The organism is Paenibacillus sp. FSL R5-0473, assembly GCF_038004565.1.
In the GTDB taxonomy this organism is placed as follows: Bacteria; Bacillota; Bacilli; order Paenibacillales; family Paenibacillaceae; genus Paenibacillus; species Paenibacillus amylolyticus.
Map to the genome: position 1 here is coordinate 1,948,680 of NZ_JBBORL010000001.1, position 13,878 is coordinate 1,962,557.

Consider the following 13,878-nt stretch of genomic DNA (forward strand, 5'->3'; position numbering starts at 1 on the left):
ACATGTCCCGGAATACACAGCATCTCATGTTGTTTTGTACGGCGGTTGTCCTTTTTGTGACAGCCTGCCTGTACGGGCAACAGAATGTTAAGATTTTATCAGCGGCCTTGAACGACAGAGTACAGACAACAGCAGGCATGGAAGGTCGGCTGACAACAACACTGCGTACCACTAATCCGTATCAGTATAATGGTGCGGGAGTGCTGCATACCGTTAGACAGATGACAGGCACAGGCATTCCTGTGGAGGTAGATGGAACTTCGTATGTGGTCGATCCACTTGTCAGCAAAACAGCGACGATTCCTGTCCAGCTCGATGCCACCTACAGACCAGAGTTTATACGAAATGAAACTGGAGAACTGCTCAAGATTGTTTTTTGGAAGGAGGCGAGTGTGAATTGATTAATGCCGCATCCAAGCTGCTTGCCGTATTGCTCGCAGTCCTTCTGCTCTATGTGTACCCAGCTGCTGAAACAGCCGATCGGCAGGATGATATAGCACGTATGACGGCTGTTCAGAATGTAACACGTTTTGTTGATGCTGTCCGAACGAAAGGATATATTTCACCTCGAATGTTGGCTGAGTTTGAGGAGCAACTGGCCCAGACGGGCAATCTGTATGAGTTGTCGATGGAACATTTACATAAGAAATATGTACCTCATTATACAGACCCGATGGACAATAACAGTTTTACCGGGACCTATGAGGTAGTGCAGGATGGATATTATGCAGCTCAGATTCGAGAAAGACTATTCCCATCCTCAGGTGTGATACCGGTTGATGATCCTGGCCGAAGATATACGTTGACGACAGGGGATTTTTTCACCGTGACTCTCCAAAATACAAATCGGACACCTTCCATGCTTATTCGTGAATGGTTGAGTGGTGCGGCTCAGGCTTCAGCAGTATTTGTAACATACGGAGGTATGGTCCTCAATGAAGATTACTGAGCTTTCCATTGTATTCGTGCTGATCTTTTTCCCGCTCTTCTGGATCATCTCACTCCATACCCAAGATGCCGAAGAGGCTCAATATCTTGGTCAACGATACAGATCTGCACTTCAAACTGCAGTCATGGATGCAGGTGCAGTGATGCATCAAAATGAGAAACAAAATGATGAAGCGGGTTATGATTCAACCAAGTTTGTTAAAGCGGACAAAGAGCTTGCCTTGTTAACATTTACGCAGACGATGGCTTTGAATATAGGGATTCAGGATGATCCCGCAGCTATTCGAAACATGTTTAATTACATTCCTGCCGTGGTTATTCTGGATTATGATGGCTATTATATGATGTCCACAGAAACAGAGTTGACGGGTCATCGTGAAGATTCTTTCAGGCAAGTGTGGAGCCCCAAGAAACCTTATACATATTCAGATTCTAATGGTAACAGTATTAACTTTACACTGGACGACTACGTATATGCCTATGACGCAAACGCAGGGAAATGGATTGAAGGATTTCAAAAAGAACTCGCTGCTAGCTCTCAGATTCCTTTACTTCAGAATACCAGCGTATTTGAGCAAGTTAGACAAAGCCGGATTGTGACTACTGTGCAGGATGATCTGGCTGATGTGATTAACCGCCATAATGAGTTTGCCAGAAAGAACGGTATTTCCTATACGTTTACGATGCCCCTGATTGCGCAGGAAGATTGGTACAACTCCATTAACGATACAGGGATTATGGCCTTTATCCAAGGTATAGGTGTGGGTGACCAGAAGATCAACAACTACGCAATCGGTGGAGGCAGACTTGTGAAGAAAACGGCCATCGTAGGTGGGGTAGATCCTTTAACGGGTATCAAGTACTATTATCCCTCCACTTGTGGTAATGGTTACCGTGCTGAAGAGGTGTTTACAGACGCAAGACAAGCAGCTGCACAAGGCTATTTCGAATATAAATGCTCTAATCGTTAGGGTAGCCTGTATGACAAAATTATGTAAGAGGTTCCTGAACTGTTTACATTACTTTCAGAAAAGACGGGACCTGTGCTAGAATAGGGTTTCGGAACAATAATAAAAGTAATGTCTAATAGATAGGAGCAACCTCATCTTATGAGTTTATTGTCAGTAGAGAACGTAAGTCACAATTTTGGAGATCGCACGTTATTTAAAAATGTATCGTTTCGTTTACTTGCCGGAGAGCGTGTAGGACTTGTTGGTGCCAATGGTGTGGGTAAATCCACATTAATGAACATCCTTACCGGTAAATTGCTTAAAGATAGTGGAAAAGTGGAATGGACACCTAAGGTCCGTTATGGATATCTGGATCAGCACACGAAGCTTACCCCAGGCAAAACCATTCGTGACGTTCTTAAAGATGCTTTCCTTCCGTTGCTTGAATTAGAAAAAGAAATGATGAATATAACGGACCAGATGGCAGATGCAGATCCAGATAAGCTAGAGCAGTTGCTGGAAGAGATGGGCGATATTCAGGAACAACTGGAACAGGGCGACTTTTATCTGATTGACGTAAAAGTGGAAGAGATGGCCAATGGACTTGGTTTGTCCGCAATTGGTCTTGATCGGGATGTCGCAGCTCTAAGTGGTGGACAACGTACAAAGGTGCTTCTTGCCAAGCTTCTGCTTGAGAAGCCTACAGCCCTTTTGCTGGATGAGCCGACCAACTACCTGGATGTAGAGCACATTGAATGGTTGTCACGTTACCTGAAGGACTACCCTCATGCGTTCCTCTTAATTTCCCATGACACGGAATTCATGAATGAAGTCGTAAATGTCATTTATCATTTGGAATTTGCCAAATTAACGAGATATGCAGCGAACTATAACAAGTTCCTTGAGATGGCTGATATGAATAAAGCCCAGCATATTGATGCATACGAGAAACAGCAAGAGTACATCAAGAAGCAAGAAGATTTCATTCAGCGTAATAAGGCACGTGCTTCAACTTCGGGTCGAGCGAAGAGCCGGGAGAAACAGCTGGACAGAATTGAACGTATTGATCGTCCAGATGAAGCGGCCAAACCAACGTTCAAATTCAAGGATGCCCGTGCGAGTAGCAAAACGGTCTTTGAGGGCATTGATTTTGAAATTGGATATACGTATCCTTTGCTGCCTAAGATGACAATGACAATTGAACGTGGTGAAAAAATTGCCATCGTAGGTTGTAATGGTGTGGGTAAATCAACACTGCTGAAAACCATCCTGGGAAAAATATCTCCACTCAGTGGAAAGACTTTCTTGGGAGATTATCTCGAAACGGCCTATTTTGAGCAGGAAGTTCGTGCTGGGAATATCACGCCGATTGAGGATGTGTGGAATGAGTTTTCACATTTGACCCAAAATGAAGTCCGGGGTCATCTCGCTCGCTGCGGGTTGAAAAATGAGCACATTACCCGTCCGCTTAACATGCTGAGTGGTGGAGAGCAAGCCAAGGTTCGTCTATGCAAACTCTTGATGCGTGAAAGCAACTGGATTCTATTCGATGAGCCGACGAACCATTTGGATGTCACAGCTAAAGCTGAGTTACAGCGTGCCTTGCAAGAATTCAAGGGAACGGTGTTGCTGGTATCTCATGAACCTGATTTCTACGAGGGTTGGGTTACCAAAACATGGAATGTTGAAGAATGGTCTGAGAAAAACTAGACAATTCAAGCAACGCTTAATAGAAATGAACGGTGACAAAAAAATCCTTCTATGGTAACATAGGCTACAACTTCATATGAACACTAGGGGGGCCGCACGATGTGGCTGAGATGGAAGAATGCGATTCCGGACCCTTTGCACCTGATCTGGATCATACCAGCGTAGGGAAGTGGCGAGCGCGTTTCAGTGAATGACGTGAGCAAACGGCAATTCGAAAGAATTCAACCGTCTTGCTTAGTAAATTGAAACATGCAGTTGCGTGTATAACGTTATGGCTATAAGGTCTATAGCTTTATTGCACGAAATGAACTGTATGTATCAGTCAGTCATCTGGTCCTATAATTAATACGCAGCCACTCCCCTACGGGAGTGGCTTTTTTGTGTTTTCATAGCATTCACGCCTGAAAGGAGATGAACAGTACGGTAATTTATCATGAACATGTTCACGAATCATTTGAATTGCATGTTGTATCTACGGGTACAGGGGATCAAGCATCTTTTGTAAAAGCTGCAAAGGACGTTTGGCCATGGGTGGACTATATTCACATACGAGAAAAACAACTCACATGGCAAGACAAGATAGGTTGGGCTGAAAGTCTGCGTCGCATTGGCGTTCCATCTTGTCGCATCGTTATCAATGGTTCAGAACTGCCACCACAGAATGACATCTATGGCGGTGTACATTGGGGACAAGAAGCGATACGTAACTATAACCCTACTGTTATAAGCAATGTCCAGCGAATTCGTCTGGGTGTATCTGTTCATTCAATCGATGAGGCAAAAATCGCTGAAGAACGGGGAGCCGATTACCTTTTCTTCGGGCATGTCTACTCAACCAACAGTAAGCCTGATCTTGAACCAAGAGGATTATATGCTCTGGATGAAGTGTGCTCTGGTGTCTCCATTCCTGTCATGGCGATTGGGGGCATCGAACCGGGAAACATTCACGCTATTCGCTCTGCAGGCTCACAGGGAGTCGCTGTGATTTCGAATGTATGGGCGAGCGATTCCCCGGATCGGGCCGCTGAATCATTAAGGCAGGCTATCGTTGCTACAGAAAGTTTGAGCCGCTGAATCAAGGAGATGAGAGGATGAAAAAGATCATTACTGATAGACCGGATAAGATTTATGCAGAAACGATTATTGTAGGCGGAGGCGTTGTTGGATGTGCCATTGCGTATGAGCTTGCTTCCCGTGGACAGGATGTGCTGTTACTGGAGCGTTCGGCGATTGCAGGAGGGACTTCTTGCGCAGCGGCTGGGATGCTGGCAGCAGACAGTGAGGATTTTGCTCATCCTTTGATGGCTAAGCTTGCCAGGCAGAGCAGGCAGTTACTTATCGAGCAACAGGTGCTAATGGCTACACTCAGTGAGGTAGAGACTGGTCTGCAACGCCATGGATTCCTAACTCCTTTTCGTTCATACAGTGAATTAAGTAGCTATAAGAACAATCGGAAGTCTGCGTTGTCTGCTTCTGCTGATGAGGTGTGGTGGGATCGTTCCGTTGTGCAACAGGAGGCACCATGGCTTAACAGAGATACGTATGGAGCCTACTACAGACCTTACGAGAGTGAGATTCTTCCAGTCCATCTAACAAAGGCATATGCTGAATCCGCTCAAGTATTGGGAGCACAGGTTATGGAGGACATACAGGATATACGTGTGCAAGCAAACGAACACGGCGTGCAGGGGATCAACACATCGATCGGCGAGATGAGATGCAAACATGTCATTATAGCGGCTGGATTACAGAGTGAAGAGTTGATGAGACATGTGAATCTGAGCTTGCCTGTGTGGTCGGTAAAAGGTGAAATAGCCGCCGTTCAGTTCGCAGATGAACATGCAGGGTACAGACCTGACAGAACGGTGTATGCAGAGGATATCTATATTGTTCCCAAAGCCAATGGCGAAGTTTGGCTCGGGGCAACCAGTCTGCCAGGCAGAACGGATCTGAACGTTTCTGTACAGGGTGTTCAGAAGCTGATCACAGCGGCTACCCACTGGGTGCCTGGGATGAAAGAAGCGCAATTTATACGAGCGTGGGCAGGCGTGAGACCGGCAACTCCCGATGGACTGCCTTATATAGGTGCATGCAAGAGTATACCCGGGCTGTTCGCCGCCTTTGGGCATTACCGCAACGGTATCTTACTTAGTGCGATAACAGGCAGGCTTATCGCTGAGTTGCTCGCTGGCAAAAGCTCAGAAGAACTCGGAATTGAGGCGCTGACCCCTGAGCGATTGAACAGAAAGGGAGTGGTGCAGTGAATATCATCGTTAATGGTCAACGGATGGAGATTGAAGACAGATTGAATCGTGTGGATAAATTGCTCCAATCTTTTGACCTGCATGTCAAGACTGTAGTTGTAGAGCTGAATAAGCATATTTTAACCCGCGAGTATCATGAAACGACGGAATTAAGAGAAGGCGATCGAATTGAGATTGTACATTTTGTAGGAGGCGGTTGATGATGTTGAACATTGGTAAATATACGTTTGAGTCCAGATTGTTGCTTGGAACAGGTAAGTTTTCGGATCTGGAAGTGCAAAGTCAGGCTGTGGAAGCATCTGAAACGGAAGTTTTGACCTTTGCTGTTCGTCGTCTGAATCTGGAAGAGCGTAACCAGAAGCATTTCCTGGATACGTTGGATCTGGATAAATACACACTTCTTCCGAATACGGCAGGGGCTTCCACTGCGGAAGAGGCGGTGCGGATTGCCGAGCTTGCGCGGGCTTCAGGACTTTGTGATATGATAAAAGTCGAAGTCATCGGAGATGGAATGACATTACTCCCAGATCCGATTGAAACGTACAAGGCTTGCGAAATTTTGCTGGAAAAGGGCTTCACGGTAATGCCTTATATTTCGGATGATGTCATTCTGGCCAAAAGGCTGCAATTACTTGGCGTACATGCTGTAATGCCTGGCGCTTCTCCCATCGGAGCTGGTAGAGGTATCATCAATCCCTATAACCTTGAGATCATCATTGAGCAGGCCGTTGTACCTGTAATTGTGGATGCAGGATTGCGCTCCCCAAAAGATGTTGCTTATGCGATGGAACTTGGTGCCGATGGCGTATTGTTAAATACAGCCGTATCCGGATCAGGGGATCCAGTGAGCATGGCTAAAGCGATGCGATTGGGGGTAGAAGCGGGTAGATTGGCATATGAGGCAGGCATGATTCCCGTAAAGCGTTATGCAGCAGCCAGTAGTCCGGTGGAAGGAATGGTTCATACATGACAGATCAATTAACATCTTCCGAGCAGGCCGATCGTTATTCCAGACAGGAACGGTACGCGCCACTTGGCAAGGAAGGCCAGGCCAGATTAAAGGGCAGCAGAGTTTTAATTGTAGGCGCTGGCGCACTCGGAACAGGAATTGCAGAAACGTTAGTTCGTTCAGGAGTCGGACACTTAACGATTGTGGATCGTGATTATGTGGAGTGGAGTAACCTGCAGCGGCAGCAATTATATGTAGAACAGGACGCGATGGAGCGGATACCGAAGGCAATGGCGGCGGAAAAACGTTTATCTGCCATTAATTCCACGGTTCATGTGGAAGGGAAAGTGTTGGACGTCAGAGTAGATGAGTTGGAAGAACTCGTTCAGCATACAGACTTGATCATGGATGCAACGGATAATTTTGATACTCGGCTACTCATTAATGATATGGCACAGAAGCACCGTATTCCCTGGATTTATGGTGGATGCGTAGGTAGTTACGGTATTACCTATACGTTTATGCCTGGAGATACGCCATGTTTAAATTGTTTGCTGGGTGAAGTCCCTCTGGGTGGAGATACTTGTGATACGTCTGGCATCATACCTCAAGCCGTACAGATGGTAACGGCGAATCAGACCGCAGAAGCGATGAAGTTACTTAGTGGCAATGCAAATGCATTGAGACGTAAGTTATTGTCATTTGACGTGTGGAGGAACGAATACATATCCATCAATGTGGATGGTGCGAAAAAGAAAGACTGTCCTTCCTGCGGAGATTCGGCAACGTATCCATATCTTTCTGCGTCCAATCTGGAGAAAACCGATGTGTTGTGTGGCAGGGACACCGTTCAGATCCGACCTGCACGGCGCATGAATCTGGATCTTCAACATACAGCAGATCGCCTGAACAGGCTTCAAGAAGGAAAAGTGGAATCCAATCCGTTTCTGGTTTCTTTTACAACAGGAGTCCATAGAATGGTCATTTTTCAAGATGGACGTGTCCTCGTACACGGAACAAAAGACACAGCTGAAGCACGTACGCTCGTCCATCGTTACTTTGGTTAAAGCAAGAAAGAAGCAAAGTCTGTTCCCTTGAGGGAATGGACTTTTTCATTTTACGGCATGCTATCTGTACCAACCATTGCTGCGAGCAGTGGGGATAGAGACAGGCCGGGTGAAAAAGAGTGAAAACAGCCATTTTACTGATTGGAGCAGGAGAGCAGGTCAGCCTTATTCAGGATGTTTTATGTAGCGAAGGGTATGAGGTGCAACGAATGGAGTGGTCCGAACTAAACCAATCCGTCGAGCCTTCGTTGTTGCATATTAACCTGATCATCCTGGTAGACCGGGAAGAGGGGACGAAACATTGTGGCCAGGATCAGAAATTAGAATTAAAACGATGGTTAGATAAAGGTCAGGTTATACCTCTACTGGTTATTACTTCAATTGCATCTCCTCAGTTCATCGTGGAATGGCTGGATTATGGAGCTAATGACGTGATGGAGGAACCTATCCACATGACCGTAATGCTTGCCAGAATACGAAACTTATTGCGTGTTTTTGCGAATGCAACACCAGAGGGCGAAGAAGTAATTGTAGTTCATGATCTTAAAGTGAATTTGCGTTCAAGACGGGTAAATCGTGCGGGTGAATACCTGACATTAACACCAAAAGAGTACGAATTGCTGGAATTTCTGGCCCTGCATGTGAATGAAGCATGTACCCGGAGTGATATTTTGCGGGAAGTATGGGGCTATGAATATGCGATGGATACCAACGTTGTGGATGTGTATATCAAACATCTGAGGGTTAAGGTGGATAAGGGAAGAAGTGTGAAACTGATTCATACTGTGCGTGGGATCGGTTATATGCTGCATGATAAAAATTAGATTACTAGGTTAGTTCCATGAATCACCAGTTTAAAGTGTGGCAAAAAGAGGGTAAAAATAAAAGACCGGATAATAAACCCCGGTCCTTACTCATTAGCTATGATGTGATTCTAAAGTACACGACGAGCTTTAACATACGTTCTCTTCCAAGTACCAGAGTCCAGATCAGAGAGGGTTACGCCTGGAGATCCGTACGTATGCAGAATCTTACCATTTCCAGCATAAACGCCTACGTGAGTTACATTGGAACCGGTAGAACGGCTACCACTGGAGAAAAATACCAGATCGCCGACACGCAGATTAGCTTTAGACACAGCTTTACCTTCTTTGGATTGTTTCACGGAAGTGCGCGGCAAATCTACACCATACTTTTTGAAAATATATTTCATAAAAGAAGAGCAATCAAAAACTTTGGTTGTTGAGGTTGAAGCACCAAATTTATATGGAGTTCCAGTGAATTGTTTACCATAGTTAACAATCTGTTGACCTGTGGATACAGAAGCAGTTGCTGCCTGTGCAACAGGTGCGTTAGTCATTAATACAGCTCCAAAACCTAGTGTAGCGCACAACCCGACGGTTACGGCCTTTTGGACAAAGATGTTTGTTTTCATGTTAGTTAGTACCTCCAAAATTCGTTTTCGTTAAGTTGCTAGAGCGAGTATAACAGCTTTGTAACAGCCTAGAAATTGGATAGGGGAGTGTAATCCCTTGCGCCACAATGGTTTGGGTATGTTTATTAAAATATGATTAAAAATGTCAAAAAATTAATCATTGACGAATGAAGAATAATGATGAAACAACAAAGACCCTTGAATATCAAGGGTCTTTGTTATGTGTGAACCTATTTTCTTCATTGAATCACTGGTTACAAAAACGTAATAAATAACTATAAAGCATACGAGTAGATTCAATCTTTGCTCTGAATAATCAGTAATAAGCCGCTATCGATAGTGACTGTACCGGAGGAGCCTAAAAGCTGGTTGCTTACACCCAAGGATTGTCCCATGCGTATGGTGGCTTGATCTAGTGGATACATAAAACCATCTAGAGTTATTCCTGTAACTTCATGAGTCAAGGGGAGCAGAGAAACATATTTATAGTCCCGGTGCTCAACTTCAGCTTTGGATGTGGTCAGTGTCATGTAGTTGTGCTTGTCCTGAATGGCACAGGAGATATGATGCTGCATCGCGCGAACCATGATATGTACATTGGCGAGTGTGTGATCCATACGTGTACCTGTAGCACCTAACATTAAGATGTGAGAAGGTTCGTAATCTAGCGCTGTCTCAAAAGCCATTTCTGTATCAGTGAGATCTTTATGAACAGGGTCACATGTAATGAATCGAATGCTATTGTTACTTACAATAATACGTTCCTCTTCATTAATGGAGTCGAAGTCACCAACTGAAATGTGTGGCTGAATGCCGTGTTCAATTAAAAATAATGCACCGCGATCGGCCGCGATGATCATATCATCTTCTCGTATTTCCTGAAGTAATTCTACAGATAAGTTTCCGCCTGTAAAAATAATAATCCGTTTCGCCGTCATTTTATTTCATCCTTCCTAATTCAGAGAAAAATAGTTCATAGTCCAAATATAATGTTGGAACCTGTACAAATATATTCACCAAACCAGTATAATCCACAAAATGTGGTTGCACAATTTAAGTGCTCGCGGATACAATGGGTAGAGCGACATGGAGATGACTTGAAAAGTGAGGTTTGAACAGGTTGGACTTACACATTTTTGAAGTATTCAGCATTATAGGCACTATCGCATTTGCAATGTCCGGCGCTTTCGTGGCAATGGAAGAGGAGTATGACATTCTGGGTGTACTAGTGCTTGGACTTGTCACGGCATTCGGAGGCGGGATTATCCGGAATGTACTTATAGGTATACCTGTAACGACACTATGGAGTCAGGGATCACTTATTATGTTAGCCTTAGTATCTGTAGCGATTGCGTTTATATTACCTCTCAAGTGGATTAGTCACTGGAAGCGAACAGAGGCGTTGTTTGATGCAATCGGACTCGCAGCATTTGCAATTCAAGGGGCGCTGTACGCGGCGAACATGGGACATCCCATTAGCGCAGTTATCGTTGCAGCAGTGATGACCGGTATTGGTGGAGGCGTTATTCGTGATGTGCTTGCTGGACGTAAACCGCTTGTATTGCGTGACGAAATCTATGCTGTATGGGCAATGACAGCCGGTTTTGTTATAGGTATGGGTTGGTTAACAACGAATGCTGGATTATTATTTTGTTTCGCGGCCGTTGTGTTCTTCCGGATGTGTTCTGTACATTATAAATGGAAACTGCCACGTCGTTCGCTCGTACCATCTGAGACCGGAAACGTCAGTCCTCAGCCAGAGAGCATTGTGACACAGCCATCATCGTCGGTACTTCAAGGTACGTTAAGCAAGGGGGATTAATATGATTAATGTGTTGTTTGTATGTCTGGGTAATATATGTAGATCACCAATGGCTGAAGCCGTTTTGCGTCACAAAGTCCTTGAGAAGGGGTTTGAACACCAGATTCGTGTGGACTCAGCGGGTACAGGGGACTGGCATGTTGGTAAACCTCCGCATGAAGGGACTCGAAAATTGCTGGATTCGTACCAGATTTCTTATGCCAACATGGCAGCAAGACAATTCGCCAGCGAAGACTTTACTCAATTCGATTATATTGTGTGTATGGACAATTCCAATGCAGATAATGTGCGCAACGTTCCAGGCGGAGCTGAGGCGGACATCATCAAGTTCATGGACATGCTTCCTAAGGAAAAACTCAGAGAAGTACCTGACCCATATTACACAGGCAATTTTGAAGAGGTGTACGAGCTGGTTAACGCAGGCTGCGATGTTCTGTTGAGTAAGATTGAAGCGGAACATTCCTTAGCCTAAAAAGCAAACGAAATTCATGCTTAATTTGTAATTCGACAAAGAAGCAGGATAAGAGCACTTAAAGCAAGCAGGATATCCTGCTTCTTTTTCAGGTTACAATTGTAAGCGGTATCATTAAAATGAAAAACAATAGCGGCATTTCAGCCGCCTGTTAAAGTGGTCCTTTTATCTTTCCTGGAGAAAATAAAGTAATGCTTCGGGCAATTCCTTCTGCCAAAAACCCCATTGGTGTTTTCCGTCTTTCTCCTGGTAGGAGACGAGGGCACCACGTTTTTCCAACAATTCTCGAGTATCCCTGTTTAATTGAACGAAATCATACGTGCCCGTGTCTGCCTCGAAATCAGTCTCCTGCAAACCAACGATCATCCAGATCGAGAGCCAAGACAGATCTTCAGCTGCGGCATAGATTTCCTGTGAAGCAGAGTAGAAGGCGCCAGACATGCTGATCACACGTGTGAACAGATCCGGATATAACAGAGCAAGATGAAGCGAAACACTGCCACCGAGCGAGTCTCCGGCAAGAATGCGTTCCTGCGGAGATGGACGCACAGGATATTTCTCTTCTATATAGGGAATAATCTCTTCAGCGAAGCAAGCGGTATATGCCTTGAACCGATCTCCGAATGGGGCATATTCCTGCGTTCTCACAGACACATCGACCTGAACCCCTACAATAATGAAAGGTTCGGCTCCTTCGTCCAGAATAATTTGGTTAGCTGTTGTAGCAATTCGTCCGAAATTAAAAAATTCTTCGCCATCCTGACAATATACGACAGGGTAGCTAAGCAATTCGTTATAGCCCGGAGGAAGGTAAATACGGAGCGTTCGCTTCTCTCCGAGATAGCGACTTTCAATCTCTTCCTTCACAATCGTGCGTTTCAAATAGCGGGAATCCGTCATAAAACGTCACCTTTCTCGGTTAATTTTTTGCATTCGACCGCGCAATACGGTAAGATTACCCTTGTGCGGGGTTAGGTCAAACACGCAGTCATGTATTATGCTGTTATACCAATATTAAGCCCCTGTTATACATACAATCCGGCAGGAAACATAAAAAAATTACGGATTTCTTTGACGTATGGAGTGAAACAGGTGTATAATAATATTATAACAGCGGAACTTGATATTCAAATTTTTTGTTGAGGTGAAGAAAAAAATGAGCAAGGTTCCTTATGAAGTGTATACAGAGGATGTAGAAGCTCTGTCCGTGCTGTCTCCTGACGGCGAAATTGTTAACAAAGACATGATGCCTACACTTTCCGATGATCAATTAAAAGAAATTATGTACCGCATGGTATTTACCCGTACTTGGGATGACCGTGCAGTAAACCTGGGCCGTCAAGGTCGTCTTGGTTTCTATGCTCCAGTATCTGGTCAAGAAGCGACAATGGTTGGTAGTGAATTTGCAATTGAAAAAGAAGACTTTGTATGTCCTGGCTATCGTGACATTCCGCAACTCGTATGGCACGGACTTCCTCTTTATCAAGCATTCTTGTACTCCCGTGGACACCAACATGGTGGACAAATTCCAGATGGCGTTAATGTATTGATGCCACAAATCATCATTGGTGCACAAATTCTGCATGCAATGGGTATCGCTATGGGTTACAAATTGAAGAAACAAAAACAAGTTGTTATCACGTACACAGGTGATGGCGGTTCTTCTGAAGGTGACTTCTATGAAGGTCTGAACTACGCTGGTGTATACAAACTGCCTGTTATCTTCTTTGTACAAAACAATGGTTATGCCATCACTACTCCTTTTGCTAAACAAACTGCAGCTCTTTCCATCGCTCACAAAGCGGTAGCAGCAGGTATCAAAGGTGTTAAAGTTGACGGTATGGACATCTTCGCTGTTATCAAAGCTGTTCAGGAAGCTGCTGAGCGTGGACGTAACGGAGAAGGCGCAACATTGATCGAAGCAGTAACTTACCGTTTCCGTCCTCACTCCCTTTCGGATGATGCTTCCAAGTATCGTACAAAAGAAGAAGAGGCAGAATGGTCTGCTAAAGATCCTATCGCACGTTTCGCTAAATATCTGGAGAAAAAAGGTCTTTGGACTGAAGAAGATACAGCACGTGTGAAAGAGGAAGCAAAAGCTAAAGTAAATGAAGAGATCAAAAAAGCGGAAAAAACCGAGAAAATGACGATTTCAGGCTTGATCGACAGCATGTTCGAACAAACGCCTAAGCACTTGGAAGAGCAAAAAGCTGATTTCCAATAAGTTTTTTCCGATAAAGCATAAACATCCGCGACTTTAA

16 protein-coding genes and 1 riboswitch are annotated in these 13,878 nt (G+C 44.6%); of the genes, 13 read left to right on the forward strand and 3 right to left on the reverse strand.

From position 1 onward, the window contains the following. The first annotated feature begins 2 nt into the window (after positions 1 to 2). The 10 genes from MKY28_RS08545 (at position 3) to MKY28_RS08590 (ending at position 8,712) form a co-directional block, all read left to right on the forward strand. A complete protein-coding gene (locus tag MKY28_RS08545; protein ID WP_340935634.1) occupies positions 3 to 401 on the forward strand; it encodes a hypothetical protein in 399 nt (132 codons plus the stop codon). After that, positions 398 to 949, forward strand: coding sequence for a hypothetical protein (locus MKY28_RS08550; protein WP_340935636.1), 552 nt, complete (start codon positions 398 to 400; stop codon positions 947 to 949). Before MKY28_RS08545 ends, MKY28_RS08550 begins: the two co-directional genes overlap by 4 nt. Continuing rightward, the gene (locus MKY28_RS08555) at positions 936 to 1,919 is read left to right on the forward strand and encodes a hypothetical protein (RefSeq protein ID WP_047843386.1); all 984 of its coding nucleotides are present in this window, start codon (positions 936 to 938) and stop codon (positions 1,917 to 1,919) included. The genes MKY28_RS08550 and MKY28_RS08555 overlap by 14 nt, the downstream gene beginning before the upstream one ends. Before the next feature lie 138 nt (positions 1,920 to 2,057). Next, positions 2,058 to 3,608, forward strand: coding sequence for an ABC-F family ATP-binding cassette domain-containing protein (locus tag MKY28_RS08560; protein ID WP_036613631.1), 1,551 nt, complete (start codon positions 2,058 to 2,060; stop codon positions 3,606 to 3,608). Between the two features lie 75 nt (positions 3,609 to 3,683). Further along, positions 3,684 to 3,793: riboswitch (TPP riboswitch) on the forward strand. Positions 3,794 to 4,019: 226 nt separating this feature from the next. Further along, entirely contained in the window at positions 4,020 to 4,682 is a 663-nt protein-coding gene (locus tag MKY28_RS08565; protein WP_340935639.1) for a thiamine phosphate synthase, read from the forward strand. A gap of 17 nt (positions 4,683 to 4,699) precedes the next feature. Next, positions 4,700 to 5,872 carry a glycine oxidase ThiO gene (thiO, locus tag MKY28_RS08570; protein WP_340935641.1) on the forward strand — a complete coding sequence of 391 codons (1,173 nt, stop codon included), beginning with the start codon at positions 4,700 to 4,702 and terminating at the stop codon, positions 5,870 to 5,872. Further along, positions 5,869 to 6,072 carry a sulfur carrier protein ThiS gene (thiS, locus tag MKY28_RS08575; RefSeq protein WP_340935644.1) on the forward strand — a complete coding sequence of 68 codons (204 nt, stop codon included), beginning with the start codon at positions 5,869 to 5,871 and terminating at the stop codon, positions 6,070 to 6,072. Before thiO ends, thiS begins: the two co-directional genes overlap by 4 nt. A gap of 2 nt (positions 6,073 to 6,074) precedes the next feature. Further along, on the forward strand, positions 6,075 to 6,842 hold the full coding sequence (locus MKY28_RS08580) for a thiazole synthase (protein WP_340937870.1): 768 nt from the start codon (positions 6,075 to 6,077) through the stop codon (positions 6,840 to 6,842). After that, positions 6,839 to 7,888 carry a ThiF family adenylyltransferase gene (locus MKY28_RS08585; RefSeq protein ID WP_100527389.1) on the forward strand — a complete coding sequence of 350 codons (1,050 nt, stop codon included), beginning with the start codon at positions 6,839 to 6,841 and terminating at the stop codon, positions 7,886 to 7,888. Before MKY28_RS08580 ends, MKY28_RS08585 begins: the two co-directional genes overlap by 4 nt. A 119-nt stretch (positions 7,889 to 8,007) precedes the next feature. Further along, a complete protein-coding gene (locus MKY28_RS08590) occupies positions 8,008 to 8,712 on the forward strand; it encodes a response regulator transcription factor (protein WP_051449965.1) in 705 nt (234 codons plus the stop codon). A gap of 110 nt (positions 8,713 to 8,822) precedes the next feature. On the opposite strand, the gene MKY28_RS08595 is transcribed toward MKY28_RS08590, so the two are convergent. Continuing rightward, entirely contained in the window at positions 8,823 to 9,323 is a 501-nt protein-coding gene (locus MKY28_RS08595) for a C40 family peptidase (RefSeq protein ID WP_091029367.1), read from the reverse strand. 296 nt (positions 9,324 to 9,619) lie between these two features. After that, positions 9,620 to 10,261 (reverse strand): thiamine diphosphokinase, encoded by a 642-nt coding sequence (locus MKY28_RS08600; protein ID WP_100527390.1) that lies wholly within the window; start codon positions 10,259 to 10,261, stop codon positions 9,620 to 9,622. Positions 10,262 to 10,443: 182 nt separating this feature from the next. On the opposite strand from MKY28_RS08600, the gene MKY28_RS08605 reads away from it, so the two are divergent. Together MKY28_RS08605 and MKY28_RS08610 are read left to right on the forward strand one after the other, a co-directional pair. Continuing rightward, the gene (locus tag MKY28_RS08605) at positions 10,444 to 11,145 is read left to right on the forward strand and encodes a trimeric intracellular cation channel family protein (protein WP_100527391.1); all 702 of its coding nucleotides are present in this window, start codon (positions 10,444 to 10,446) and stop codon (positions 11,143 to 11,145) included. A 1-nt stretch (position 11,146) separates the two neighbouring features. Continuing rightward, entirely contained in the window at positions 11,147 to 11,617 is a 471-nt protein-coding gene (locus MKY28_RS08610; protein ID WP_340935649.1) for a low molecular weight protein-tyrosine-phosphatase, read from the forward strand. Positions 11,618 to 11,782: 165 nt separating this feature from the next. Here the strand turns inward: MKY28_RS08610 and MKY28_RS08615 are convergent, their stop codons facing one another. After that, complete coding sequence (locus MKY28_RS08615; RefSeq protein WP_074095466.1) at positions 11,783 to 12,517, reverse strand: alpha/beta hydrolase; 735 nt, start codon at positions 12,515 to 12,517, stop codon at positions 11,783 to 11,785. Positions 12,518 to 12,773: 256 nt separating this feature from the next. On the opposite strand from MKY28_RS08615, the gene pdhA reads away from it, so the two are divergent. Continuing rightward, positions 12,774 to 13,841 (forward strand): pyruvate dehydrogenase (acetyl-transferring) E1 component subunit alpha, encoded by a 1,068-nt coding sequence (gene pdhA / locus MKY28_RS08620; RefSeq protein ID WP_017688072.1) that lies wholly within the window; start codon positions 12,774 to 12,776, stop codon positions 13,839 to 13,841. The last annotated feature ends 37 nt before the right edge of the window (positions 13,842 to 13,878 follow it).